This window comes from Catalinimonas alkaloidigena (assembly GCF_900100765.1).
In the GTDB taxonomy this organism is placed as follows: domain Bacteria; phylum Bacteroidota; class Bacteroidia; order Cytophagales; family Flexibacteraceae; genus Mooreia; species Mooreia alkaloidigena.
The window spans coordinates 653,798-679,007 of record NZ_FNFO01000001.1 but is presented as its reverse complement, the minus strand read 5'-3'; the positions used below and the strand labels follow the sequence as shown (position 1 = coordinate 679,007).

At 57.3% G+C, this 25,210-nt stretch carries 21 protein-coding genes, 1 pseudogene and 2 riboswitches; of the genes and pseudogenes, 4 read left to right on the top strand and 18 right to left on the bottom strand.

Annotation, left to right across the window (positions count from 1 at the left end; translation table 11 throughout):
* Positions 1–3: 3 nt before the first annotated feature.
* Positions 4–1,428, top strand: a complete 1,425-nt coding sequence (locus BLR44_RS02620; protein WP_089678632.1) for a dihydrolipoyl dehydrogenase family protein — start codon at positions 4–6, stop codon at positions 1,426–1,428.
* Positions 1,429–1,441: 13 nt separating this feature from the next.
* Here BLR44_RS02620 and BLR44_RS02615 read toward each other — a convergent pair whose 3' ends face one another.
* The 6 genes from BLR44_RS02615 to BLR44_RS02590 all read right to left on the bottom strand — a co-directional run bounded on the left by BLR44_RS02615 (position 1,442) and on the right by BLR44_RS02590 (position 9,186).
* Entirely contained in the window at positions 1,442–2,122 is a 681-nt protein-coding gene (locus BLR44_RS02615) for a Crp/Fnr family transcriptional regulator (protein WP_089678629.1), read from the bottom strand.
* Positions 2,123–2,235: 113 nt separating this feature from the next.
* The gene (locus BLR44_RS02610) at positions 2,236–2,562 is read right to left on the bottom strand and encodes a Rieske (2Fe-2S) protein (RefSeq protein ID WP_089678627.1); all 327 of its coding nucleotides are present in this window, start codon (positions 2,560–2,562) and stop codon (positions 2,236–2,238) included.
* Positions 2,563–2,573: 11 nt separating this feature from the next.
* Positions 2,574–3,137, bottom strand: coding sequence for a hypothetical protein (locus BLR44_RS02605; protein ID WP_089679125.1), 564 nt, complete (start codon positions 3,135–3,137; stop codon positions 2,574–2,576).
* A gap of 50 nt (positions 3,138–3,187) precedes the next feature.
* Positions 3,188–6,100, bottom strand: coding sequence for a PD-(D/E)XK nuclease family protein (locus BLR44_RS02600; RefSeq protein ID WP_089678625.1), 2,913 nt, complete (start codon positions 6,098–6,100; stop codon positions 3,188–3,190).
* Positions 6,101–6,205: 105 nt separating this feature from the next.
* Positions 6,206–7,255, bottom strand: coding sequence for a DUF5074 domain-containing protein (locus BLR44_RS02595; RefSeq protein ID WP_218126997.1), 1,050 nt, complete (start codon positions 7,253–7,255; stop codon positions 6,206–6,208).
* 23 nt (positions 7,256–7,278) lie between these two features.
* Positions 7,279–9,186 (bottom strand): TonB-dependent receptor, encoded by a 1,908-nt coding sequence (locus tag BLR44_RS02590; RefSeq protein ID WP_089678620.1) that lies wholly within the window; start codon positions 9,184–9,186, stop codon positions 7,279–7,281.
* Between the two features lie 106 nt (positions 9,187–9,292).
* Positions 9,293–9,504: riboswitch (cobalamin riboswitch) on the bottom strand.
* A 195-nt stretch (positions 9,505–9,699) separates the two neighbouring features.
* On the opposite strand from BLR44_RS02590, the gene BLR44_RS02585 reads away from it, so the two are divergent.
* Positions 9,700–10,761, top strand: coding sequence for an iron ABC transporter permease (locus BLR44_RS02585; RefSeq protein ID WP_218126996.1), 1,062 nt, complete (start codon positions 9,700–9,702; stop codon positions 10,759–10,761).
* Positions 10,758–11,771 carry an ABC transporter ATP-binding protein gene (locus BLR44_RS02580; RefSeq protein WP_176955873.1) on the top strand — a complete coding sequence of 338 codons (1,014 nt, stop codon included), beginning with the start codon at positions 10,758–10,760 and terminating at the stop codon, positions 11,769–11,771. The genes BLR44_RS02585 and BLR44_RS02580 overlap by 4 nt, the downstream gene beginning before the upstream one ends.
* 41 nt (positions 11,772–11,812) lie before the next feature.
* On the opposite strand, the gene metF is transcribed toward BLR44_RS02580, so the two are convergent.
* The 10 genes and pseudogenes from metF to hisS form a co-directional block, all read right to left on the bottom strand.
* A complete protein-coding gene (gene metF / locus BLR44_RS02575; protein WP_089678614.1) occupies positions 11,813–12,772 on the bottom strand; it encodes a methylenetetrahydrofolate reductase [NAD(P)H] in 960 nt (319 codons plus the stop codon).
* Positions 12,773–12,827: 55 nt separating this feature from the next.
* A pseudogene (gene metH / locus BLR44_RS02570) lies at positions 12,828–15,590 on the bottom strand (methionine synthase); the annotation flags it as partial.
* Positions 15,591–15,901: 311 nt separating this feature from the next.
* A complete protein-coding gene (locus tag BLR44_RS02565) occupies positions 15,902–16,915 on the bottom strand; it encodes a homocysteine S-methyltransferase family protein (protein ID WP_089678611.1) in 1,014 nt (337 codons plus the stop codon).
* A gap of 57 nt (positions 16,916–16,972) precedes the next feature.
* A riboswitch (SAM riboswitch) is annotated at positions 16,973–17,076 on the bottom strand.
* 340 nt (positions 17,077–17,416) lie between these two features.
* Positions 17,417–18,079, bottom strand: a complete 663-nt coding sequence (locus BLR44_RS02560; protein ID WP_089678609.1) for a hypothetical protein — start codon at positions 18,077–18,079, stop codon at positions 17,417–17,419.
* Positions 18,080–18,291: 212 nt separating this feature from the next.
* Positions 18,292–18,540 (bottom strand): DUF4190 domain-containing protein, encoded by a 249-nt coding sequence (locus BLR44_RS02555; RefSeq protein WP_143017071.1) that lies wholly within the window; start codon positions 18,538–18,540, stop codon positions 18,292–18,294.
* A 504-nt stretch (positions 18,541–19,044) separates the two neighbouring features.
* Positions 19,045–19,794 (bottom strand): acetoacetyl-CoA reductase, encoded by a 750-nt coding sequence (gene phbB / locus BLR44_RS02550; protein ID WP_089678606.1) that lies wholly within the window; start codon positions 19,792–19,794, stop codon positions 19,045–19,047.
* 187 nt (positions 19,795–19,981) lie between these two features.
* Positions 19,982–20,581, bottom strand: a complete 600-nt coding sequence (locus BLR44_RS02545) for an IMPACT family protein (protein WP_089678604.1) — start codon at positions 20,579–20,581, stop codon at positions 19,982–19,984.
* Positions 20,582–20,596: 15 nt separating this feature from the next.
* On the bottom strand, positions 20,597–21,739 hold the full coding sequence (locus BLR44_RS02540) for a tetratricopeptide repeat protein (protein WP_089678601.1): 1,143 nt from the start codon (positions 21,737–21,739) through the stop codon (positions 20,597–20,599).
* A 2-nt stretch (positions 21,740–21,741) separates the two neighbouring features.
* On the bottom strand, positions 21,742–22,149 hold the full coding sequence (locus BLR44_RS02535; protein ID WP_089678599.1) for a DUF6526 family protein: 408 nt from the start codon (positions 22,147–22,149) through the stop codon (positions 21,742–21,744).
* 99 nt (positions 22,150–22,248) lie between these two features.
* Positions 22,249–23,652, bottom strand: a complete 1,404-nt coding sequence (gene hisS, locus BLR44_RS02530) for a histidine--tRNA ligase (RefSeq protein ID WP_089679119.1) — start codon at positions 23,650–23,652, stop codon at positions 22,249–22,251.
* Between the two features lie 160 nt (positions 23,653–23,812).
* On the opposite strand from hisS, the gene BLR44_RS28820 reads away from it, so the two are divergent.
* A complete protein-coding gene (locus tag BLR44_RS28820) occupies positions 23,813–23,965 on the top strand; it encodes a hypothetical protein (RefSeq protein WP_176955872.1) in 153 nt (50 codons plus the stop codon).
* Positions 23,966–23,999: 34 nt separating this feature from the next.
* Here BLR44_RS28820 and BLR44_RS02525 read toward each other — a convergent pair whose 3' ends face one another.
* Positions 24,000–24,560 carry a metallophosphoesterase family protein gene (locus BLR44_RS02525; protein ID WP_245705949.1) on the bottom strand — a complete coding sequence of 187 codons (561 nt, stop codon included), beginning with the start codon at positions 24,558–24,560 and terminating at the stop codon, positions 24,000–24,002.
* The gene (gene pyrE / locus BLR44_RS02520) at positions 24,530–25,189 is read right to left on the bottom strand and encodes an orotate phosphoribosyltransferase (protein ID WP_089678595.1); all 660 of its coding nucleotides are present in this window, start codon (positions 25,187–25,189) and stop codon (positions 24,530–24,532) included. The genes BLR44_RS02525 and pyrE overlap by 31 nt, the downstream gene beginning before the upstream one ends.
* Positions 25,190–25,210 lie beyond the last annotated feature (21 nt).

The following is a 25,210-nucleotide window of genomic DNA, read 5'->3' as shown; positions in this document are numbered from 1 at the left end:
ACCATGACAACTGCATACGATCTGATTGTCGTGGGCGGAGGAGCCGCCGGCCTTTACCTGGCCATCTCCATGCAAAAGTTTGGTTTCCGAGTTCTACTCATCGAACGGGAAGCGTCTCGCATCGGAGGCGATTGCCTGAATACGGGGTGCGTCCCCAGCAAGTCGCTGCTTCACATCGCCCATGCCGTACACGCCGCAAAAACGGCCTCGCAATTCGGCTTGCACGTAAACGGCACGCTGGATTACCAGAAAGTCGCGGCCTACCTGGACCGCACACGCCACACCATCCGGCAACACGAAAACGTCGACTGGCTTCGGGCGCAAGGCATTGCGGTAGTATTGGGCGAAGCTTCGTTTGTGTCGCGCAACGCGATGGAAGTCAACGGCACGGCCTACTCGGCCAAACGCTTTGTGCTGGCTACCGGCTCGCGCGCCAAACCTTTACAAGTCCCTGGCATTGAACACGTAAAGGTCTACACCAACGAGACTTTATTTTCCTTACAGGAACTACCGCAACGTTTGCTGGTGGTGGGGGGTGGCGCTGTGGCCGTGGAAATGAGTCAGGCTTTCCGGCGACTGGGAGCAACGGTAACGGTGGTCAACCAAGGAAAACGCTTGCTAGAAAAAGATCCACCCGAAACCGCCGAAGTCATGCAACAACGCCTGGAAGCGGAAGGCATTCGATGCTGCCATCAAAGCCAAGTGGTTGCCTTTCCCGATCCGCACACGGCCGTTGTCAAAGGGCCAACGGGAGAAACCGAAGCAATTTCCTGCGAAGCGGTCCTGGTGGCCATCGGACGTGAATTAAATCTGGAGCCGCTTCAGTTAGCGCGGGGAGGCATCGCGACCGAGCACGGCAAGATTCGCCTGAATGCCTACTTGCAAACCACCAATCCGCGCGTTTTTGTCAGTGGCGACGCCGCGGGGCAGCTGCAATTCACCCATGCCGCCGAACTGCACGGCAAACTCCTGCTGAACAACTTTTTCTCGCCCCTAAAGAAGAAAATAAGCTACGATAACTTTTCGTGGGTTACGTACACCGATCCTCAGGTGGCCACGTTTGGGCTTCCCGAAGCGGAGTTGCAAAAGCGCGGGGTGGCCTACGAAAAACTTGTGTACGACTTTGCGGAATTCGACCGGGCGGTCATCGAAGATTACCCGTGGGGAAAGCTGGTGCTGTTTACCTCGAAGAGCCGTTATCTGTTCGACAACACTACTCTGCTGGGCGGTAGCATCGTGGCGCCGGTAGCGGGCGAAATGATTCAGGAACTGATCACTGCCAAAGAAGCGGGGCTCGGCACCAACACGCTTTTCAATAAAGTCTATCCGTATCCGAGTCACTCAAACGCGACGCAACAGGCGCTGACTCAGCGATTTCTGAAGGGCATCACGCCCCTTATTCAAAAAGTGATGAAGGGGTTGTATTAGTCGCACATGCGCGCTACGCCAGCAACGCCAGGTCACGGATGAGAATCCTACGCCGGTCGAAGGTCAACACGTTCTTCTCCTTGAGTTCGTTCAACACCGTCGTGACCGTCTGGCGGGAAGTACCGGTCAGGTTGGCGATGTCTTTATGCGTAAACTGCGTCTTGATCAGCGTTTCGTAGCCGATTTTCTGTCCCCGCTCGCTGGCCATTTCCTGCAAAAAGTCGATAATCCGGGTACGTGCGTCTTTAAAAACCAACCCCTCGATTTTTCGCTCCAGCTTCCGAATCCGAAAGCCGATCAGCTTGAAGATGGCGAAACTCAGCGGCTGATTTTCTTTCATCAGTTCGTGCATTTCCTCGATGGTGAGCTGGCAGACGACGGTGTCGTCGTCGAGCGCCATGGCGTAATCGGAGCGGTAAGCCTCGCCGGTCAGGGCCAGTTCGCCAAACACCTCGCCTTTGCCCAGAATGGCTTTCACCAACTCGCGCCCGTCTTCCGAATAGCTGCCGATTTTTACCCGCCCCTGAAAGATCAGAAAGATGTAGCGCGAGGGTTCGTCCGGAAAATAGATAAACTGATTTTTCTGGAAATGAGTGTACGTGTGTTGCTCGCGCAGGCGCTTTACCCGATGCGGGCAAAGTACCTGGTAGAGGTTTACATCTTCAAAATACCAGATTTCATTGTTGTCAGGCATAGCATACGGGTCCGTGCGAAAGGTGCCAGGGCGATCCTTACCTTAAATCTACACTATTTTAAACTGGTGCGGTCACACGCCTACGCCCCGGCCAGGTCCCGTCCCGCCAGGGCTCAGGAAGGCAATCCGAGGTACAGCCCGTCGTCGCGCCATTCCAGCCGATGGGTCACCGCGTCGTCCGATTTCTGGCGGCATTCCTGTCCGGATTTCAGATCGTAACGGTAGCCGTGCAATGGACAGATCACTTCGTTGTACCCGTTGAGGTGCCCTTCGCTCAACGAGGCGCGTTGGTGAGGGCACGCATCATCCACGGCATAAAAACCGTCGGCCGTATGCGCCAGACACACCTTCCGCCCGGCCGCGTTGAGCCGACGCAGCGTGTTGATGGGTAGAATCGTTTCCGCCTCTTCGTGCGACGCAAAGATGCGGTACCATTTCATAAGCGATGCGGTTAGAGTTCGTCTTCGTCTTCCGACTGAAACGAATAGAGCGTATCGTCCAGCTTGAGCGACCCCTGGTTAAAGTCCCGGATAAATTTATCGATCAGCGACGGCGTAATTTCCTCCACGTTCAGACACGCTTCCAGCCCGATGCCGTACTCGAAAGTGGTGTCCAGCTCCACATGCTCGCGCACTTTCACGGCTTCTTCCTCTTCCAGCTCCATCATAATTTCCGCTTTGAACATCTCCACTTCTTCGTCTAGTTGTTCGGGCACCATCAGTTCGCCCTGCGCGTTGAGTTCAAATTCCCAGGGTTTGTACTGCGGAAACTGCTCTATGGCCCGCTGTTCAGCCATTTCGTATACCTGACTGCTGTGTTCCAGCCGGAGGGTATAGAGCACCGCATCGTAAATCACGTCTTTGCCCTTTTGTTGCCCGATAAAGAAGAAATGCGCAAACTCTTCTCCCTGCGGTTCGTCTTCGTTCAGCACGTAGAGATGACCTTCGTTGCGGCGGATTTCCTGTTTCAGACTTTCGATTTCGACCGGGTCAAACCCTTTGTTCAGTGGTTGCATGGCATTGTTGTAGTAAGGGGGCAAAGCTACAGGATTCCCCTGCAACTTGCTTAGTCGCGGTGGCAGACGGCCGCAAACCGGCAAAACTGGCAGCGGTTCAGGTCGGTGGTCTGCACGAACGGCTGCGCCGGATCGAACAGTTCTTCCAACGTCCGGCGCAGTTCCTCGCGGTACCTCGGCAACAGCGGCCCGATGTCGTGAACCGGCACCGTTTTGCGGTCATCGATTTTCTGCTGGAGGGTCCAGTTGAACTGGTCTTCGAACATCTCGCGGGCGTTGTACAGCCCCACGGCCACCGGCTCGTCGCCGCCGTGGCGTTCGCGACTTTCGTGGTAGAGCATGCCGTAAAAAAGCGTTTGCAGCGCGGCTTTGTTGCGCTTCGGGTACGTGCCGTCGAACAACTCTTCCACAGTAGCAAAGCGCGGATCGTCGCGACCCGTTTTGTAGTCGAGCACACGTACCTGTCCGTCTTTCCGGTCAATCCGGTCGATCACCCCCTTCAGTCCGACTTTCGCTTCCTTGCCGTTGATGCAAATCGGCAGGTCGTGCCGGAACCCATCGCGGACGTTCGCTTCCAGTCCCAGAATGTCGAAGGGTGCGTACGCCTCGTCTACCTCCAGCACACGCTTCGCGTACTTTTTGATGATCTCCTTGGCAATGATGTTCCGCCCTTCGAACTGCACCTGCTTGCCTTCTTCCACGTGCAGGTATTCGCGGAACGCTTCGGTGATTTTCTCTTCCAGTCGGTTCTGCATCCACACAAAATCGGCGACCTCTACCCGCGTACGCCCTTTTTCTACCACCAGACTCTGGTACAGGTGTTCCATCGTGCTGTGCAGCAGACTTCCGAACGTCGCGGCCGACAACTCGGTTTCCACCTCGTCGGTTTCGCGCAGTTCGGTCACAAACCGGAAGTAAAACTGCATGGGGCACTCTAGGTACGTGTTGATGGCCGAAGGTGTCAGTCGCTTTTCCGGGCGGCCGTCTTCGACGAGAAACCGGCGGAGCATCTGCTGCACGGCGTCAGTCTTGCGGATCTGCAACGGGCGTGGCGGCAGGGGGCGTAACTCGCTGGTCAGCACGTACTCGCGCACCTCGAACCCCGACTCCAGCTTGAGTTGGTACAGCCAGCGGCTCATCTCGCCACTGAGCGACGAGGTGGTTTCGGTATTGTAGAACAGGTAGACGTTTTCGGCCTCGTGCAGCAGCCGGTAGAAGTAATACGCGTACATGCTGTCGCGCTGATCGGGGGTCGTCAGACCGAACGCCCGGCGCAGGTTGTAGGGAATGAACGAGTTGGTGACCTGCTTGGGCGGCATGGTGCCTTCGTTCATGGAAAGCACAAACACGTTTTTGAAGTCCAGGTTCCGGGTTTCGAGCGCCCCCATCACCTGCAATCCTTCCAGCGGCTCGCCCGCAAACGGCATCCGAAGTCCTTCCAGCAACTGCTTAAACAGCTTCCAGAACGTTTCCAGATGGACCCGCACCGACCGCGCCGTCAGCACCTCGCGGAGGCGTTTCAGTTGGGTGACGAACTGAAAAAAGTATTCTTCTTCCAGCTCGTGATGACCCGTCCGTTTCAGCCCGGCCACGACGTGCACCAGGATTTCCAGCAGGTAGACGAACGCATCTTCGGCGGTTTGCATCTTGCGGAATAGCGCATCGTACAGCGGATCGGCGTTTTTCAGGTGTTGCAGCGACAGGTAAATGCGGTTGTGCTTCTCGATGTCGGCCACGTTGTCAGCGGCCAGTTCGGGATTGTGGTAGAAGATGTAGGGATGGCGCAGCAGGTGCAACACGTGCTGGTGGTGGAACAGACTTATTTCGCCCTGTACCATCGCCGTCTCCTGCAAGTCGATCAGGTGGGCCACCAGGCTGAACAGCGGCGTATTGCGCAGCGGATAGCCCATCGTCACGTTCAGTTTCTGCACGGCTTCGGGCAGCGAATGCAGCACCGGAAACAGCAACGTTTCATCGGGCACCACCACCACGGTTTCGCTTTCGTCCAGCGGTTTGCCCGACGCGTCGGCGTAGTGTTGTGCCATAAAATGGCCCAGCGCTTTGGCCTGCCCCACTTCCAGCGGCACGCCTACCATGTGAATGACCTTGCTGGCTTTATCGGCAAACCGCTGCAGCAACTTTTTCGGGAAGGTCTGTTGCAACACCGGGTGGTGGCGGTGCTGCCGCAAAAAATACCCGGCTTCGTGCATCCGGTGATCGACGTAATAAGCATCGGCATCCCAAAACACTTCGGCCTGCTGTCGTTCGACCAACGTGGAGATGATGCGACTTTCGCAGCGATTCAAGGCGTTGAAGCCCGCGAAAATGACCTTGCGTGCGCCGGGTTGGTACTCGGGTTGCGCCACCTTTTCGGCCGCCAGCCGAAACAGTGCACCTTCGTAGGCTTGCCCGCGCGACGCCAGCCGCTCATTGAACGCCTTGTAGATATCGGGCAGAGCCTCCCACAGTTGCATGAAACGCTCCTTCTGCACCGAAAGGCGGTCGGCCGAAAAGCTGCTCCAGAACGACCGGATCACGGCCGCATCGTCCTCGTCCATCCCCGCAAACGCCGCCTCCACGCCCTTCTGGTCCTTCAGGTTCATGAACAGTTTCGCCGCATCGACGCCCCACTTGTCCAGCTCACTGAAATCTTCCAGCAGGATTTCGCCCCAGAAATAAAACCGATCGAACGATTCATTCAGGGGGCTGTACTCTTTGTAGATCTGGTAGAGTTCGAAAACGAGTGTGAGCCGGTCGGGCAGCAACCGGTCTGCCAGTTCGTATACCAAGTCCTCGATGCTGTAGACCTCGGGTGCCCACAGCGGCGACTGCGTCAGGCTTGAAAGGTGTTTTTTGAAAAACAGCCCGGCCCGCCGGTTCGGGAATACGATCCACAACTCCCCTACTTTTTCTTGATAATTACGGTAGAGGTCGTGGGCCAGGGTTTGCAGAAATGAACGCATACACAAAATTGCAAATTACAGATGGCAGATTACAGATTGTAATACAATATGTCAGGACGCCAAAACCGGCATTTGCCATCTGCAATTTGTAATCTGTAATTCGCGCTACTCCCGAAACACAAAGCTGCCGGGAATAATGCCCGCCTGGAACGAGTCTAATTGATTGCCCTGGGCATCGTAGCGGTAGACGGTGCCGCGCTGAACGTAGTCGGCAGCGTCGGAAACGTAGATTTCGCCGCGCGTCGGGTCCACCCCGAGGCCGTAAATCGTACGATTCCCCGCCGCGATGAGGGGCTCGGTAGTCAATGCCGTCGCTACTATCGGCGTCCGAAAGACGTCGCCGCCGTTCATGTAGTAGAGTGTATCGCCTGCGCCGTTGCGTTGCAAACTACTCAGATAGCCGTCGGGAACGTCGAACCGTTGCTCGACCTGTCGCGTGGCGGGATCGAAGCGGACCAACCGGCCGTCTTTTTTCGTATAGTTGTCGTAATAGAACCCACACGCCACCCAAAGTTTTCCGTTCGCATCGCGCTGCACACTGTTCGCGCCTTCGCCTACGTTCACCGAATCGACCACCGCGTCGGTCGTGGTGTTGATCACGTAGACGTACTCGGCACCGGGACGCGTCACAAACGCTTCGTCGTCGAGTACGATCAGCCCTTCGCTCTGGCCGGGCGCCGCAATGGAATCCACCTTCTGCAGGGTCGCCAGGTTCAGCACCCATACCCATCCGGCGAACAAGTCGGTGCAGTAGGCTTTGGTATCCGACACCGCCGCCAGGTAGCGCGGCGACGTCAGGCCGGTGATCGTCCCGAGGGAATCCAGCGACTCGGCCGCCGCGACTTCCACCTTACCGGAGTTGTTGACGACCAGATAGGCCCGGTCGTTGAAAAGCGTCATCGATTGTAAAATGTCGCCCAGGTTGCTACCGTTGGCCGCCTGATACACATCCTGGCTGACCTGTTCGGTGGTCAGGTCGTAGTAGCTGAGTGACGCGTTATTTTTCATGAAACCGCCTTCGTTCGTGATGAAAACGCCTTGCGTCAGGGTGGGCACCGGATCGGGGTCGGACGAATTAGGGTCGCAGGCCCACAGGCCAAACAAAAGGGTGAAACCCAGCATCCAGGTACGGAGAGTCGTGTGTTGCAAAAACATAAAATGAGAAATAGTAAAACAGGTTAGTGCGTGAAATAAATAGTCAGGCCCAGTTGTGCGCTGCGGCCCGGCATCGGACGCGCCTCGACCACTTCGTAGGCCTGGTTCCAGAGGTTGTCGATCCGGCCCGACACGTGCCCCCGCAGGGAATGGTAGCGCCATGCCCAGCTCGCCCATACGTGGCTGGTGCCGTAACCAGGCAGAAAGGCGCTGTTGTCAGAGGTGATGTAGCGGTAGCCGGTGAACTGGTACAGCCCACCCAGCTTCCAGGCGCGGTAGTCCACCCGAAACTGGCCCGATGCCTGATGCAGCGGCACGTAGATGAGTTGTTTGCCTTGTGAATAGTCGCTCTCGGACGTAGCGTTCCGGTTGGTGGAGCGGGTGTAATGGTAACTGCCCGACAGTTTTGCCTGCCAGTCGCCCCACGCGCGTTGCAGAGCACCTTCTGCCTCCAGCCCGCGGCTCCAGACCCGTCGCACGTTGACTGGCGTCCAGTACCCGCCCCGCTGCGGCAGCCATAAAATCCAGTCTTCGATGTGGTGCGAAAAACCGGTCAGGTCCAGTTCCCCTTGCCACCCGAGCCATGCTTTCGTCAGGTGGGTTCCCAACTCGCCACTCCAGCCGTTTTCCGGACGCAGGTCCGGGTTGCCGCCGGGTTGCCAGAACAGATCGTTAAAGGTCGGAATGCGGTAGACACGCGTGACGTTGCCGCGCAGCATCCAGGACTCGAAGTGATGCCATGTGGCCCCGAGCGAGGGAACCAGCGGCGTCCATTGTCCGGCGCCGTAACGTTCTTCGCGCAGCGAGGCCACTACATCCCATGGGTCGGTTTTGTAGCGGAAGGAGGTAAACCCCGCCGTGCGGTGACGCTGAGGTGCTTCAGGACCGTAGCTGGCTGTCGTGGCGCGGGTATAGTTGTGATTCACACCGAGGTTCCACTCGCCCCGCTCGCCGATGCGCATCGTCCCTTCGGCTTCGGTCGTGGCGGACTGGCTCCGGCTCCGGCTGTCGGTTCCGGCCACCGAATCCTGGTAATCGAGTCGTTCGTGGAACCACGCGCTGCGGACCTGCCACTGCATCCGCTCACCTTGCTGCTGCCACTCGGCACTAAGGCGCAGAAACCCGTCGTCCTGTTCGGCCACGCTCCGCTCCTGCCCCCGCACCGGCGGAAGATCCCGGTCGCTCTGGCCACTCCAAAGGCGCAGACTGAGGAGTTGATTCGTTTGGATACGCAGGTAATTGTCCAGCAATAGGTGGGTTTGGCGCAGGCGCGCGTGTGGCTGCCGGCGTTCCGTACCCGGAATCGGGAAGTTGTTCTCGGCGCGTTGGTGCAGCAGTTTCAGGGAAGTGCTCCACCGTTGGTGACTCACCGTCGCCTCGGCCGTATGGTGTTGGTACCCAAAGCTTCCCAGCGTAGTGCGCGTACCCACCGAAACGCCCCGCCCAAAATGCGGTTGGTTCCGCAAATGCAGGGACCCGCCCAACGCACCACTCCCAAACAAGGCCCCGCCCCCACCGTACTGCAAATCGACTTCGTCGGTCAAAGCCACCGGTACCAGCGACAGATCGAGTTGACCGAGCATCGGACTGTTGAGCGGAAAGCCGTTCCACAGCACCGCCGTATGGCTTGCGCCCGTGCCCCGCACCGACAGGGAGGCGAGTTGGCCAGGGCCGTAGTTCTTCACAAACACCGACGATTGCTGTGCCAGCAGATCGGCCATCGATTGCGCGGCCGTTGCTTCGCGTACGCCTTCCGTCAGTGCGACCACTTTATGCCCCGCCGAGAACGCTTCCAGGCGCGGGGCTTCTACCGTCACCTCCGGCAGGACGCGCCCGTTCGCGGCGGTGTCCGCGCCTTCGGACACGTCCTGTCCCCACGCCGCGTAGCACACGGTCGTTATTCCCAAGAAGGCATACAAAAGGTGTCTCATAGTTTTGGCAACTATGAGCTTCTGGTAACCACATGTAGAAATGAACCACAGGCCCCGTTCGCACGCGGCCGCTCGTCTATTCCACAGCCTTTCACCCGAAAGCTCAGAAAATCACATGGATGCGGGCAGGTCTCCTGGCTTGCTCACGCGCGACGCCTTCCCATCCCCTCGGGACAGTGGCCGATGTTTGGTCGCGCGCTCTGGAAGAGCTTACAGTTGCGGGGACAGCTTCCGACTTGTCGTCAACGACGCACGGAATTCCCTTTTCAGACGACGCCTCCGGCCGGAAGCGTCATCACCAACATCGCGGCAAAGGTAGAGAAATTGGCAAACTACACACAGAAGACTTCGAGGTTTAAAATTTAAGGCTCACCGTGTGAGGACGAAGGCGGGAGCGCTACGCGCGGTAGGCTTTATTTCGGAGTCAGAGATCAGCCCTTAGGCCTTCCTACCCTCATACTCTTCCACTCTGCGCTAGGCCCTCTGCGCCCGGCGCGCTACTTTTGCCCGATTTTGAAAACGTTACCCTCTACTTCTCGTTCGTCTGGTCCGCTGCTGCTGGCGCTGGCCGGTGCCGTGCTTGTGTTCTTTGCCCTCGATGTGGCGGTGGGGTCGGTCACCATTCCGATGCGCGAAGTGGTGACGATTGTTTTTGGCGGCACCTCGACCGAGCCGGCTTGGATCAACATTGTCCAGAAAATTCGGCTACCCAAAGCGATGACGGCCGTCCTGGTCGGCATGGCACTATCAGTCGGCGGATTGCAGATGCAGACCTTGTTTCGGAATCCGCTGGCGGGTCCTTCGGTGCTGGGCGTCACGGCGGGTGCCAGCCTGGGCGTGGCGGCGGTGATGCTGGCGTCGGGCTCGGCCGCGACGCTGATGGGCATCCGCCAGTTCGGCCTCTCGGGCAGTTGGCTGCTCGTTATGGCTGCCACGTTGGGCGCAGCCGCCGTGCTGGGCCTGGTGCTGCTGATCTCCCTACGGGTCCGTGACTACGTCGTGGTGCTGATCGTGGGCCTGATGGTCGGCAACCTGACGCTGGCGCTGGTGTCGCTCTGGCAATACTTCAGCGCACCCGCTGAAATTCAGGATTACCTGCTGTGGACGTTCGGAAGCCTGGGTGGTGTGACGCAGGCGCAGTTGTGGACGCTCGCGCTCGTCGTGGGGCTCGGTCTGCTGCTGACCCTCGGCACCGTCAAACCCCTGAACGCCCTCCTACTCGGCGAAGAATACGCCCGCACGCTGGGGCTCACCGTCCGGCGCATTCGGTTGCTGATCATCGCGGCGACGAGTCTGCTGGCCGGCAGCGTCACCGCCTTTTGTGGCCCCATTGGTTTTATCGGCATTGCAGTGCCGCACCTCGCACGGGCGCTGTTCCACACGGCCGACCACCGCGTGCTGCTGCCGGCCACGGCCCTGATCGGGGCGGCGCTGATGCTGCTCTGTGACGTGATTGCCCAATGGCCGGGAAGCGCCACGGCCCTGCCGATCAACGCCATCACCGCCTTGTTCGGCTCGCCCGTCGTGATCTGGGTCATCCTCCGGCGGCGTCACCTCAAATCCCATTTCGCGTGAAACCCATCCTCCACGGCCAGCAACTCCGCATCGGCTACGGCTCCCAGACGGTGGCCGGACCGTTCGACGTTTCGCTGCAGGCCGGCGAACTGGTCGGGTTGCTGGGAAGGAACGGCTCCGGAAAATCGACGCTTCTGCGCACACTCGCGGGCTTGCAGGATGCAGTGGGGGGCACAATCTACCTGGGCGATCAGCCTCTGGACGAACTGTCGGCGCAGGAACTGGCGACGCACCTCAGCGTGGTGCTGACCAACCCACCGCCCACCGGACCACTCTCGGTGCGGGAGCTGGTCGCCCTGGGGCGGTATCCTTACACCGGCTGGCTGGGCCGGCTTTCGGCCGAAGACCACCGCCATGTGCAACAGGCCCTGGAACTGACGGGCACCGAGCGCTGGGCCAAACTTCCGGTCGATCAGTTGAGCGACGGCGAACGGCAGAAGGTGATGATCGCCCGCGCCGTGGCGCAGGATACGCCGCTGGTCTTGCTTGACGAACCCACCGCGCACCTCGACCTGATCAACCGGGTGGAAATCATGCGTTTGCTCCGCCGTCTGGCCCACGAGACGCATAAGGCGATGTTCCTCTCCTGCCACGAATTGGACCTCGCGCTGCAAACCTGCGACCGTCTCGCGCTTCTCCTGCCCGACGGCTCTCTTCACGTCGACGCGCCGGAGGCTCTGATTCTGAACGGCACCTTCGAGCGGGCGTTTGTGGCAGACGCGCATCACATCGAATTCGACCGCCAGCGCGGTACCTTCAACGTGCGCGAAACGACGGGCCAGCGCATCCGCATCACCGGCGAAGCCACCACCGTCTACTGGACCCGCAAAGCACTGGAACGCATCGGTTTCCAGATCAACAACGAGGCGAGGGGCATTCCGGAAGTGCAATGCGACTCCTGGCTGCACTGGACCTTGAGAAACCCGGATGGCACCACGGAAGAGTTCGCAGAACTGCAGAAGCTGCTCAGCCATCTGCAACCGGACCGGCACGAAAAAAGGAACACGTAGCGCGTGTTCCTTCTATAATATTTTCCGTATGTCGTGAGTTGTCAGAATACCTCGGCGGCAATTTGCCGGACGGCGTCGGATTTACTCATCGAGTAATAGTGCAGGCACGGCACACCGAATTCGATCAGTTCTTTCGATTGCTGAATGCCCCACTCAATGCCGACTTGCTTCACCGCTTTGTTGTCTTTGCACTTCTCCACTTCCTCCACTAGGTCGTCGGGCAGGTCGATGTGGAAAATGCTGGGCAGCACTGTCAGTTGACGCATCGTCGTGATGGGTTTCAGGCCCGGGATGATCGGAATGGTGATGCCCACTTCGCGGCATTTCTTCACGAACTCAAAGTACTTCTGGTTATCGAAGAACATCTGCGTCACGATGTATTCCGCGCCCAGATCGGCCTTCATTTTCAGGTACTTAAAATCGGCTTTCAGGCTCGGTGCTTCGAAGTGTTTCTCCGGATAACCCGCCACGCCGATGCAGAAATTGGTCGGGGCCGGATGTTCCAGGTCTTCGTCGAGGTAGATGCCCTTGTTCATGTTGGCCACGTGCTGCAACAGGTCGGTCGCGTACGCGTGCCCTCCCGGCTCCGGACAGAAACTGCCTTCGGTCTTGATGGGGTCGCCCCGCAACACCAGCACGTTGTCGATGCCCAGGAAATGGAGATCGATCAGGGCGTTTTCAGTTTCTTCTTTCGTAAAGCCTCCGCAGATCAGGTGCGGCACGGCATCCACACCAAAGCGATGTTGCAGGGCCGCACAAATGCCGACCGTGCCGGGGCGTTTGCGCGTCACGCTCTTTTCCAGCAACCCGTTTTCCCGCTTCTTGTAAACATATTCCTCCCGGTGATAGGTCACGTCGATGAACTTCGGCTTGAACTCCATCAAGGGCTCGATGTCGGAAAACAGGTTCTGAATGCTTTGCCCTTTCAGGGGCGGCAGAATTTCGAAAGAGAACAGCGGCTTGCCGTTGGCGTGCGCAATATGTTCAGTTACTTTGGTCACGTCGAATGAAAATCAGCTCACTAAAAGCTGGCAAAGTTAACGGTTCTGGAAATGTTTAAACGTCATAATTCAGGTTCGGAGCCAGCCAGCGTTCCATCTCCTCCAGCGGCATTTCTTTCCGGCGTGCGTAGGCATCCACCTGGTCCTTTTCAATCTTGCCCAGCCCAAAGTAGCGCGCCTGCGGATGGGCAAAGTACCAGCCACTCACCGACGAAGCCGGATACATCGCATAGCTCTCGGTCAGCGTAATTTCCGTACGACCGTCCGGGTCGAGCAGATCGAACAAGACGGGCTTTTCGGTATGATCCGGGCAGGCCGGATAGCCGGGAGCCGGACGGATGCCCGCGTACTTTTCGGAGATCAGGTCTTCGTTCGAGAGCTGTTCTTGCTGCGCGTAGCCCCAGAATTCGCGGCGCACCCGCTCGTGCATGCGCTCGGCAAACGCTTCGGCGAGGCGGTCGGCCAGGGCCTTGAGCAGAATGCTGTTGTAGTCGTCGTGGTCGCGCTCAAATTCCGCCAGCTTCGTTTCGATGCCGATTCCGGCCGTTACCGCAAAGCCACCGATGTAGTCGGTTTTGCCCGACTCGACCGGCGCAATGAAATCGGCCAGCGACAGGTTCGGGATGCCCGCCGCCTTTTTGCCCTGTTGGCGCAGCATGTGAAACGCCGTCAGTTGCGAATATTTGGTCGCCAGATGAGGCGCTTCTTTCAGTTGGTAGTTTTTCAGCCGGGCGGCTGGCTTGCCTTCGTGGCCGGGCGCTTCCGACAGTTCGATCGCCTCGAAATCGTAGAGCACCACGTCGTCGCCCACGGCATTGCAGGGATAGAATCCGATGACCGCCCGGGCCTTCAGCCACTTTTCTTCCACGATCATTTTCAGCATTGCCTGCGCGTCGTCGTAGAGTTTGCGCGCCACCGTCCCCACCACCTTGTCGTCGAAGATCTTCGGAAACTTGCCTTTCAGTTGCCAGGTCTGGAAAAACGGCGTCCAGTCGATGTAGTGCGTCAGTTCTTCCAGGGAGTAGTCGTCGAAAAACTTGGTACCGAGGAACTGCGGCGCGTGGATTTCGGTCGCGTCCCAGTCGATCTCGATCTTGTTTTTCAACGCCTCTGCGTAAGGCAGATAGTTCTTGTCCTTCTTGCGGTTGGCGTAGTCCTCCCGCATCTTTTCGTACTCCGCCTTGAAGTTTGCTTTTGCCTTTGCACGGGTTTCCTTTCCGATCAACTGACTCGCCACGGGCACCGAGCGGCTGGCGTCGAGCACGTGTGCCACAGGACCCGAATACTGCGGATCGATCTTCACGGCCGTATGCACACGCGAGGTGGTGGCGCCCCCGATGAGCAGCGGCACGGTAAAGCCCTGACGCTCCATCTCTTTGGCCACGAATACCATTTCGTCGAGCGACGGCGTAATCAACCCGCTGAGGCCGATCAGGTCGGCGTTCACTTCTTTGGCTTTCGCCAGAATTTTCTCGGCGGGCACCATCACGCCCATGTCTACGATCTCGAAGTTGTTGCAACTCAGCACCACCCCAACAATGTTTTTCCCGATGTCGTGCACGTCGCCCTTCACGGTGGCGAGCAATATTTTTCCGGCCGAACTGTTGTCGTCCTGGCTCTTTTCGGCTTCGATGTAGGGCAACAGGTAAGCGACCGCCTTTTTCATCACGCGGGCGCTTTTCACCACCTGAGGCAGAAACATTTTCCCTTCGCCGAACAGGTCGCCGACCACGTTCATGCCGTCCATCAGCGGCCCTTCGATTACCTGCAGCGGCCGGTCGACCTGCTGCCGCGCCTCTTCGGTATCTTCTTCGATAAATTCCACGATGCCCTTCACCAGCGCATGCGTCAGGCGCTCCTGCACCGTTCCCTGCCGCCAGGCGTCGTCACGCTCTTTGGCTTTGCCGTCGCCCTTTACCGTTTCGGCAAAATCGAGGAGCCGTTCGGTAGCGTCGGGACGGCGGTCGAGCAGCACATCTTCGACCCGCTCCAGCAGATCGGGCGGAATTTCATCGTACACTTCCAACATCGTTGGGTTCACAATGCCCATGTCCAGGCCGTGCTGAATGCCGTGGTAGAGGAACGCCGCGTGCATGGCTTCGCGGACGCGCTGGTTACCCCGGAACGAGAACGAGACGTTGGAAATCCCACCGCTCACGTGAGCACCGGGCAGGTGCTCGCGAATCCACTTCGCGGCCAGAAAGAAGTCGAGGGCGTTGCGCCGGTGTTCTTCCATGCCCGTCGCGACGGGGAACACGTTGGGGTCGAAGATGATGTCCTGCGGCGGAAATTTCACTTTATCGACCAACAGGCGGTACGATCGTTCGCAGATTTCGACCCGCCGCTCGTACGAGTCGGCCTGACCGAGTTCATCGAAGGCCATGACGATCACCGCCGCGCCGTAGCGTTTGATGACGCGCGCGTGGCGCAGAAACGCATCCTCCCCTTCTTTCAGGCTGATCGAGTTGACCACACACTTGCCCTGCACGACTTTCAGCCCCGCCTCGATGATTTCCCACTTCGAGGAGTCGATCATGATGGGCACGCGAGCGATGTCGGGCTCGGAGGCGATCAGGTTCAGGAAGCGTACCATCGCCTCTTTGCCATCGATCATCCCTTCGTCCATGTTGATGTCGATGATCTGCGCTCCGCCTTCTACCTGGTCGAGCGCCACGGCCAGCGCGTCTTCGTACTTATCTTCTTTGATGAGGCGGAGAAAGGCGCGCGAGCCGGTCACGTTGGTCCGCTCACCGATGTTCACAAAGTTGGATTCCGGCGTAATGATCACCGGCTCTAAGCCGCTCAGTTTCAGCGGGGGTAATTTGAAAGTATCAGGATGAAGTTCGTATTTCTTCATGAAAGTGTTCTGGTACTCAGGGGCAACCAAGTCATGGGGGACGTTGTTTGCCCGACTTATTGTTTAATGTTTCTCAGCAGGTCGGCCAGTGCTTTAGTTTGCCTAGCCTGCTTGTCGGGATACTGTTTTTTTAAATCTTCGGATGGACCATGCCAGCCAGAGGGCTCCTGACAGCAAGAGAGCGACCACCACCGTCGAAACAACTGGCGGTATACCCTGTGTCGTGTGGTAAGGAACCGTCAGTTCCGACTCTGAAGGCTGATGGGGCGTACTCACTCCGCAGCGACTTCGGCCGAGGGCACTTTCCGGGGTTCAAATTCCGCGGCAGCTTCAGCAATGGCCCGGATGTGGTCGGGCGTCGTGCCGCAGCACCCTCCAATGATGTTAATCAGCCCCAGTTTCAGGAATTCGCGGATCTGCCCGGCCATGTCGTCCGGCGTCTGGTCGTATTGCCCGAACTCGTTCGGCAAGCCGGCGTTGGGATGCGCGCTCACCAGAAAATCGGCCTTGCGGTGCAGCACCTGCAGGTACGGAAGCAGGTCTTTCGCCCCCAACGCACAGTTCAGCCCGATGGAGAGCAGCGGCGCGTGGGCCATCGAAATCAGAAACGCCTCGGTGGTCTGACCCGACAGCGTACGGCCGCTGGCATCGGTAATCGTACCCGACACCATGATCGGCCACTCCTGCCCGCGCGCATCGAACTCCTCTTCGATGGCAAACAGGGCGGCTTTCGCGTTGAGCGTATCAAAAACGGTTTCGACCAGCAGCAGATCGACCCCACCGTCGAGCAAGGCGTTGACTTGTTCCCGGTAAGCTTCTTTCAGCTCGTCAAAGGTAACGGCGCGGTACCCCGGATCGTTGACGTCGGGCGAGATGGACGCGGTGCGGTTAGTCGGACCGATGGAACCGGCCACAAAGCGGGGCTTGTCCGGATTCCGGGCCGTAAACTCATCGGCCACTTCGCGGGCTAACCGCGCCGACTGGTAATTAAGTTCATAGATAATATGCTGCAGTCCGTAATCGGCCTGCGCGATGGTCGTGCCGCTGAACGTGTTGGTTTCCGCAATGTCGGCGCCCGCTTCGAAGTAAGCCGCGTGGATGGCCCGCAACACGTCGGGGCGCGTCAGGGCCAGCAAATCGTTGTTGCCTTTCAGCGGATGCGGATGATCTTTCAACGCCTCGTTGCGAAAGTCCTCTTCTTCCAGTTTGTAGCGCTGAATCATCGTGCCCATGGCGCCGTCGAGCACCAGGATACGCTTTTTTAAAATGTCTTGAATCTGAGTCATGTCTCGGATAGATGAAGCCACGTAACGTTATCCGAGAAAGAGCGGGTGAAAAGTCGCGCTTTATCTTTCCCCTTTGACCGGGGTGGGAAGTGGCACCTTGATCGATAAATCCGGTTGCCAAGACGTCGCAGGGCCCATTCCCTCAGTCTTTCTGGATAAGCGCTGCAAGGTACACGGATGGCAGGAAACAAACAACTTATAACAGGCTCGGCACCAGCCCTCCTAAGTAAGCGCTGTTAAGGAATTTTCATGCACTTGCTCGGCATTTCACCCGTTCTGTAAATCATGTCACAAAGGCTCTTCAAAGTTGGTTCCTCTCCGGTAAGGTTAGGCCAGAACCGATAGCGATTACCACTCCGCACCACTCCTTGTGGCCCTCGTTGCCGGGTGAGGCGGATCGGTAGGGGCCGCGGGCGCTGAAACACCCGTGTAGCGCTAAAACAAAAGATCCGCCTTACGGCGGATCTTTGGTGCGTAGATGGCCTAAAGGTTAAGCGGAGCTTAGTCATCGTTTAGCTGATCGTAGGGAAATTTACGGCCCGCTTTCCGCATCAACGTGTTGATAATGGTGTTGAGATCGCTGCCCAAGCTTCTAGCCAAGGTTTTCTCATACTTCCACAATAGCTCCCCTGTGGTGCCATCGTTGATGTGGATCGTGCATTTACCTGTATTTGTAGCACCGTAGTAACCTACTAGCATGCCCATAGCAATAGAGGCACCGTCAAAAATGGGTTTATCTGTCTGTAAAAGTCCTCCGACAATTCCATCAACCCCAAGCATTTCGGCCAATTCTTCGGCTGTAAAAGAATGTATATTTTCTTCGGTGACCCCATTCTTAGCCAAGAGTGCGTTTGTTTTGGTAATATCCTGAAAGTTTACGGCAATGGCCTTCTTTTCTTTCCGCTTTAGGAAGTAGGTCTGAAGAGCGCTTTGCACGGCTAAACCTTGTTCGCTTTCCAGCTTCTTGTGGCCTTCTGCACCCAATTTCTCCATTTGTTTCGGTCGGAGGTTTACTGTGGCTTTGAAGGGAATAATAGCCAGCATTTGGTGTTCTGCAGCCAGGCTTGAGAAATCGGGGTTTGTATAGATTTCCCGAGTTTGCGCCTGAATTGTGGTAGCCATTACTACCCATACCAGGACCATTACAACAGCTTTGTTGAGCATGATTAGTTAATTTTCTTTATAAAAAATCATGCTAAGAGATAATCTAACGTTTCTGTTTTCCAAGCGCCTATACCGCTCAGGTGCGTAATTTCTTGTTTTTCAATTTTTATGATGAGATTTGAGCAGGAGCTAATTCTCTTGCTCTCTTACTTACGTTTTTGCCTTCTCCTACAAGTACAAGCCTGACGAGTCTGCAACGAATACCGAGAAGCTTACCCTTGCCAGGCCAGAATCAGCAGAATGATCAGCACGATGCCGAGAATGCCGACAAGGGTCCACACCAGGCCCATGATCAGTCCGGCCAGCGCCAGCCCATAGCCACGACGGCCTTCCCGGCGCGTACGCCGCATGCCGATGATGCCGAAGACAATCGCCATCACAACCGATCCCAGCGACAACAGCCCGATAAAAGGAACGACGGACAACAACGCCCACGTCAGCGGCACGAAAAGGCCGGCCAAAAAGGCTGCAACGGCATAGCCATCCATGACACGCGGCGGGTCCGGCTCTTCCGGTATGGGTAGGCTTAAATTGGACAGCCTGGGCGGAGGCTGCAAAACTGGGGGCACAAGCGGCGGTACTGCCTTAAACGACTGAAAGGTAGGCCGGGCGTCAGCTTCGTACGGATGTGCAGGCACAGAAACTTCCGCGGTCGCCAGTGCGTCGGATGCGGGCGCGACCATTGCGGGTTCTGTTCGAGGAGCGGGGGTGCTCACGCGCACAGACGGGCGGGCTGCGGGCGGAGCTTGCGAAGGGAAGGTGTAGTAGCGAGGCGTGTGGCAGGCAAGCACCAACCCTCCCAACATGAGGAAGGTGAGTAGACGGAGTAGCATGAGCTCGCAATTAGACGAGCTAAGTTGCACTATTTTCCGAAAGAACCTAACGTATGGAAGACGAAGCCTGAAATTCGTACGCTGTGGGCCTATTTTCTGATTCCCAGCTGCTTAAGCAAGGAGCCTCCTCCCCTAATACACGTGCTGACCGCCGTTGATGGCGTAGTTGGCTCCCGTGATGAACCGCGCTTCGTCGGACGCGAGAAACGACACCAGATAGGCTACTTCGTCGGTGCCTCCCAGCCGCCCCATCGGGATGCCGGGCAGAATTTTCGTCCGGATGATTTCGTCGGGGATGGCCTTGACAATTTCGGTATAGATGTAGCCCGGCGAGATGGTGTTCACCGTAATGCCTTTGGTAGCGACTTCCATCGCCAGCGATTTGGTGAAACCGTGCATGCCGGCTTTGGCGGCCGAATAGTTGGTTTGCCCTACCTGCCCGCGCTGTGCATTGACCGACGAGATGTTGATGATCCGGCCAAATCCCCGCTCGATCATGCCGTTGATTACGTGCCGGCACGTGTTGAACACACTGGTCAGGTTGGTGTTAATCACGTCATCCCAGGCCTCTTTGGTCATGCGCCGCAGCACGCCGTCGCGGGCAATTCCGGCGTTGTTGATCAGCACATCGATCGGCCCGATCTTCTCTTCTACGTTGGCGATGGTGTTTCCTACCGAATCGAAATCGGCGACGTCCACTTCGAATACGTCGAGAAAGTAACCTTCTTTCTCCATTTCCAGTTGCCAGGCAGAAAGCTTCGACTTATCGCGATACGTTCCGGCGACTCGGTATCCGTCTGTGATCAGACGTTTGCACATGGCTGTGCCTAAGCCACCCGTTGCTCCTGTAATCAGGGCGACTCTCCTATTTTCGCGATCCATGCATTCGTTGGGTTATGGTGGGAATCCGCAGCGATGGTCCCAAACAAGCCACTAAACTCACAAAATTTGTGCTCCTTTCGAAATATTCTTCGGCTCAGGAAGCTTTTTTTTATGAGCTTTTTAGCGTGACCGTACTCTATTTTCTTGATTTGGAAAGTCTTATACTACGGGCCGAAATCGTTTGGGTTTAGGCGTCGAGCACCTTTACGCCTACCAATTGGTCCAGTTTCTCCTGAATTTCAGTCACCTGATCACGCCGAAAGCTAATGCGCAGGCGGCAGGCCGTGTCGAACTGCTGCTCGCGAATGGCTCCGTCGTACTCGTGGATGATGCGGTGCACATCGCCGGTTTGTTCGTAGCCAAACGCCACCGTGAGCTGTTGTCGCAATACTTCCGTTACCACCCGCGCCCGGTCGAGTGCCTCGGCAGCGGCCGTTTTGTAGGCCACGATCAGTCCACTTACGCCCAACTTAGTTCCCCCGAAGTAGCGCACCACCACCACCAACACGTTGTACAGGTTCCGGGAGCGGATCTGGCCCAGAATCGGATCGCCCGCCGAATGGTTCGGTTCGCCGTCGTCGTTAGCGCGGTACCGCTGGTGCTCGTCATTAAATTGGTAAGCGTAGCAATGATGCCGCGCATCGTGATAGCGACTGCGCAAGGCCTCCAGACAGGTGCTGACGTCCTCTTCGGACGAAGCGGGATAGGCAAAAGCCAGAAATTTACTTCCTTTCTCTTTGTACAGTCCCTCCGAGGGCTCCGCAATGGTCTGAAATTCCTGTAGCATAGTCGGTTGCCGGGCTCAGTGTTTACGCAGGTAGGCCTCGGCCTCACGGTGCACGGAAAGATCGCTCGTGCTTTTCAACGCCTGCTTGTACTGCGCGCGCGCCTCGTCGGGGTTTTCCTGAACAATGGCGATGCGCGCCAGCCCGGCGTGTGCCCAACCCAGCATATCGTCCGGTGCGTACCGGTACGTTGTCTGAAGCGCAATGGCCTGGCGATACGCCTTTTGCGCCGCCTCCAGCGCGTGAGCGGCCTTTTCCTGCCACCATCCGTCAAACAAATGGGCCGCAATGCGGTAGTAGGTATTGTCTTCGCGCAACAGAGCATCGATGCGGGGCCGGGCTGCTGTGTACTGATGGGTCAGCAGCAGGGTCTCGGTCATGATCATCCGAAAGTAGGTATTCTGCGGGTAAAGCCGGTGGGCTTCTGCCGCCAGCCGATGCCCTTTGGCCGTATTTTCCTCGTAGCTTATGTAAATGTGAATTAAAAAGCGAAACGCTTCCATTCGCGTAAACACCCCTTCGCGTGTGGCCTTCTCCAACTGTTGCAATCCCAGCGCCATATTACCATCGGCGAAGAAATACACAAACGGCTTGTAAACCGGGTAGAGTTGCGGGTAGCGTTCGCGGTAATAGTTGTACAGGCCGGTCGAGATGTAAAATTCGGCGTACTGCCGCTGGTACTCAAACCCTTCTTTCAGGTAAGGATAAGCCTTGCGCGCCTCGTTGACGGCCTTCATCGTCTCTTCTTCGTCGGCGTAGGTCTTGGCCAGTAGCGCATGGGAAAACAGCGCAAAGAAGCTGCCCTCTACAGCCCCATCAGGGTCTTTGCGCAACCCTTCGGCCAGGGTGATGGACTCTTCCAACAGGGCGCGTAACGAAGCCGTCGCGGCCGAACTGTGTAAAATGGGGAGCTCTTTCCAGTACAACAACAGAGCATGTACGAACGGATAGAGCGGATGCTTGCCGTAGCGCGGGCGCAGGGTTTCGAACACCGTGGTCGCTTCCGCAAACTGGTAGTTGTACATCAGGTCGATGCCGCGCTTTACCTCCGCCATCGCCGCCGAGTCCTGCAACAAGTAGGGTCCTGCGGTGGGCCGGCTGTGCGCATGCGATACGGTGATCAGCAGCAGCAGCACAAGTGCCCAGGCCCAGCGTGTCATCGTCAGGATTTCAGCTTTTGCACGGTGGTTTCGCGCCGGGTCAGAGACGCTCCGTCCTGCATACACACCTCTTCGACCCGTACCAGCAGTTCTGTGTCAGGACTGCGTAGCAAGATTTCCATCTGCTGGATACTGAGCTGGCCCAAAGCCTGCGCAGGATCGTTACCGGCCAGCCGCTGATACCGTTCGCGCAACTCCAGCCGCACCAGTCGCTCGTGCTGTTCCATGCCTTGCAGGCGCACCCACAGAATGGTAGCCAGCAATAGCGCCGTTAAAACCAGCAGAAATACTTGCAGCGGACCCTGGTACACGGCCAGCAAGTAGCCCGTCACGCCAAACAGCGCAAAATTGAGCGGCATGACAAGAAACTGGAAGACCCAATGGGAACGGCGGGAGAGGGAGTCGGACATCAGACGGAACGAAAAAGTAACGAGCAGGAAGTTAACAATTTTTAGAAAGAATAGCGCGATTTATGGGCAATGCTGTGGGGTTTTTCTTTACCGGGCCGGTCAGGCCGTCACCGAATCGGCAGCGGCCAACGTCTGTACCAGTGCCGCGGCGCTCAGTGATTGTTGTTCGCCGGTTTGCATGTTTTTCAGCGTATACTCCCGCCGGGCGATTTCGTCCGATCCGATCAGCACCACGTACGGAATGTTTTTGGCGTTGGCGTAAGTCATTTGCTTTTTGATCTTGGCCGCATCGGGATACAACTCGGCGGCAACGTTGGCCTCGCGCAACTGCGCCAGCAGCGGCAGCGCGTGTGGCTCGCTCTCGGCACCAAAATTCACGATCAGTACCTGCGTGGTGTCGTGGGTCTGGTCCGGAAACAGGCCCAGCGTTTCCAGTACATCGTAGATCCGGTCTACACCGAACGAAAAGCCTACGCCCGAAACGCCCTCCAGCCCGAACACACCGGTCAGGTTGTCGTAACGCCCTCCGCCACTGATGCTGCCAATCTGCACGTTGGTGACTTTCACTTCGAAAATCATCCCGGTGTAGTACGACAGTCCCCGCGCCAGCGTCGCGTCGAACTCCAGCGTGGCGGGCACTTCGCCCGATAATTCCAGGTAACGGAGCATTTCGCGAATCTCGTCCAATCCCTGTTGCCCCACCAGCGAGTTGGCCAGTAGCGTGCTCAGTTGCTCGATGCGTTCGGTCAGGGAACCTTGCAGTTGAAATACCGGCTCTAGTTGCGCAATGGCACTCGCGTCGAAACCGCGGCTTTCCAGTTCGCGCACCACGCCCTCCCGCCCGATTTTGTCGAGTTTGTCGATGGCCACGCACAGGGCTGCCTCCTGTCCCGGACAGCCAATCACTTCGGTGATGCCCGTCAGCACTTTCCGGTTGTTGAACTTGATGGCGTATTCGGTCAGTCCCAGGCGCTCCATCACCTCACGGATCATCTGGACGATTTCGGCTTCGCACAGAAGCGAATCGGTACCGACCACGTCGGCATCGCATTGGTAAAATTCCCGGTAACGGCCTTTCTGTGGACTATCGGCGCGCCAGACCGGCTGAATCTGGTAGCGACGGAACGGAAAGGTCAGTTCGTGACGGTGCATTACCACGTAGCGCGCAAACGGCACGGTCAGGTCGTAGCGCAACGCCTTTTCGGACACCAGGCTGGTGAAGTGACTCTCGCCTTTGGTAACGTCTTCGGGCGAAACGACGGGCGTGCCGCGGTGCGAGAAATAGTCGCCGGAATTCAGGATCTTGAAAATCAACCGGTCGCCTTCTTCGCCGTATTTGCCCATCAGCACCGATAAATTTTCCATACTGGGGGTTTCCAGCGGCAGATAGCCAAACGTGCGGAATGTGCGGCGAATGGTATCGAAAATGTAGTTGCGTCTGATCATCTCGGCCGGTCCGAAATCGCGTGTGCCGCGCGGAATAGCCGGTTTTGCCTTGCTCATGCCTGTAAAAATTGGAGCAACGAAGTTAAAGAGAAAAAAGGAGGTCTGCCGCCGCAACTACCGAGAAAAGGGATTTTCTTCGGGGCAATCGCACAGAATGGTTCCGTTTTTGAGAAAAACCGATTAAATTTGCGCCTCGTATTTTTGAAAATCGACAGTCATGGCCGTAACTAAACTTAAAAGAAAAACCCTCCGCAACCGCCTGAAGCCTAAAAACAAGGCGAAACTTTTGAAGCAGCTGAATGCTCGGCCCACCATCAAACACATCGATGTGGAAGCCATCAAAGCCTCGTTCGCTAAAAAAGCTGAGTAGACATAGATAACCCCGCCGAAAGCGGGGTTTTTCTTTACGCGTTTTCTTCCCACGCCCGGGGCTCGGTACGCGGCCCCAGTTCAATCGCCTGCATTTGGCGCACCTTCCCATCGTGTACCTCCATCCGCACCAGCGTTCTTACTTTATGAAATCCGTGCCGACCGGCCGCCCCTGGGTTGATGGTCAGCATGTTACGATGCTTTCGGTCAGACATCACTTTCAGGATGTGCGAGTGGCCGCACACAAACAGGTCAGGCGCGGGCGTGGCTTCTAACCGCCGCCGCACGGGGGGCGCGTAACGTCCGGGATACCCTCCGATGTGGATCATCCAGACGCGCATTCCTTCGATTGTAAACTGTTGAGATTCGGGGCAGTGCTGCCGGATGTCCTGCCCGTCGATGTTGCCGTATACGCCCCGCAACGGTCGGAATGCCGCCAGTTGTTCGTATACGGCGAGCGAACCCCAGTCGCCGGCGTGCCAGATCTCCTCGCACGGCTCAAAGTAATGAAAGACCTGTTCGTCCAGAAAACCGTGCGTATCCGAGATGATCCCGATCTTCACGCTCAGGAAGCCTGCTGCCGTTGGGGTTTCCACCCCTCCGGATTGTGCCGCCAGTCGCTCAGGGATTGGAGGCTATCCTGCGCAATGTAATTTTCGGCCACCGCGACGTCCAGCATGGTGTCGTAATCGCTGAGGCAGTAGCAAGGATAATCGAGCGGGGCAAAGTTTTCGTCCGCCTGCGGAAATCCGTAGGTAAAAATGGCCACCAGTCCCAGCACGTCGATGCCCTCTTCTTTCAGGGCCTCGGCCGCCTGAATCGAGCTTTTTCCGGTAGAGATCAGATCCTCGATCACCACCACTTTCTGCCCCGGCACAACCCGCCCTTCGATGCGGTTCTGCATGCCGTGTCCCTTCGGCGAGGAACGTACGTACAAAAGAGGCAACTCCAGGCTATTAGCCACCAATGTCGCCTGCGGAATGCCCGCCGTCGCAACGCCCGCGATGGCCTCTACGTTAGGAAAACAAGCGCGAATGACGGCGATGATTTCCTGCATGATGTAACTGCGGATGGACGGATACGACAGCGTCAGGCGGTTGTCGCAGTAAATGGGCGAATTCCACCCTGAACTCCAGCGAAAGGGATGCTCAGGATTCAGGCGAATGGCGTTAATTTGCAGCAATTGGGTAGCAACAGCCGAAGCAATGGACCGGGAACGAATCATACTAAATCAAGTTGTAGCTAG

What these genes read in the sequence shown, in the direction of transcription:
- BLR44_RS02620 (WP_089678632.1), top strand. Translation starts at nt 4, where the DNA reads ATGACAACTGCATACGATCTGATTGTCGTGGGCGGAGGAGCCGCCGGC.
- BLR44_RS02615 (WP_089678629.1), bottom strand. Translation starts at nt 2,122, where the DNA reads ATGCCTGACAACAATGAAATCTGGTATTTTGAAGATGTAAACCTCTAC.
- BLR44_RS02610 (WP_089678627.1), bottom strand. Translation starts at nt 2,562, where the DNA reads ATGAAATGGTACCGCATCTTTGCGTCGCACGAAGAGGCGGAAACGATT.
- BLR44_RS02605 (WP_089679125.1), bottom strand. Translation starts at nt 3,137, where the DNA reads ATGCAACCACTGAACAAAGGGTTTGACCCGGTCGAAATCGAAAGTCTG.
- BLR44_RS02600 (WP_089678625.1), bottom strand. Translation starts at nt 6,100, where the DNA reads ATGCGTTCATTTCTGCAAACCCTGGCCCACGACCTCTACCGTAATTAT.
- BLR44_RS02595 (WP_218126997.1), bottom strand. Translation starts at nt 7,255, where the DNA reads ATGTTTTTGCAACACACGACTCTCCGTACCTGGATGCTGGGTTTCACC.
- BLR44_RS02590 (WP_089678620.1), bottom strand. Translation starts at nt 9,186, where the DNA reads ATGAGACACCTTTTGTATGCCTTCTTGGGAATAACGACCGTGTGCTAC.
- BLR44_RS02565 (WP_089678611.1), bottom strand. Translation starts at nt 16,915, where the DNA reads ATGACTCAGATTCAAGACATTTTAAAAAAGCGTATCCTGGTGCTCGAC.
- BLR44_RS02560 (WP_089678609.1), bottom strand. Translation starts at nt 18,079, where the DNA reads ATGCTCAACAAAGCTGTTGTAATGGTCCTGGTATGGGTAGTAATGGCT.
- phbB (WP_089678606.1), bottom strand. Translation starts at nt 19,794, where the DNA reads ATGGATCGCGAAAATAGGAGAGTCGCCCTGATTACAGGAGCAACGGGT.
- BLR44_RS02545 (WP_089678604.1), bottom strand. Translation starts at nt 20,581, where the DNA reads ATGCTACAGGAATTTCAGACCATTGCGGAGCCCTCGGAGGGACTGTAC.
- BLR44_RS02540 (WP_089678601.1), bottom strand. Translation starts at nt 21,739, where the DNA reads ATGACACGCTGGGCCTGGGCACTTGTGCTGCTGCTGCTGATCACCGTA.
- BLR44_RS02535 (WP_089678599.1), bottom strand. Translation starts at nt 22,149, where the DNA reads ATGTCCGACTCCCTCTCCCGCCGTTCCCATTGGGTCTTCCAGTTTCTT.
- hisS (WP_089679119.1), bottom strand. Translation starts at nt 23,652, where the DNA reads ATGAGCAAGGCAAAACCGGCTATTCCGCGCGGCACACGCGATTTCGGA.
- BLR44_RS28820 (WP_176955872.1), top strand. Translation starts at nt 23,813, where the DNA reads ATGGCCGTAACTAAACTTAAAAGAAAAACCCTCCGCAACCGCCTGAAG.
- pyrE (WP_089678595.1), bottom strand. Translation starts at nt 25,189, where the DNA reads ATGATTCGTTCCCGGTCCATTGCTTCGGCTGTTGCTACCCAATTGCTG.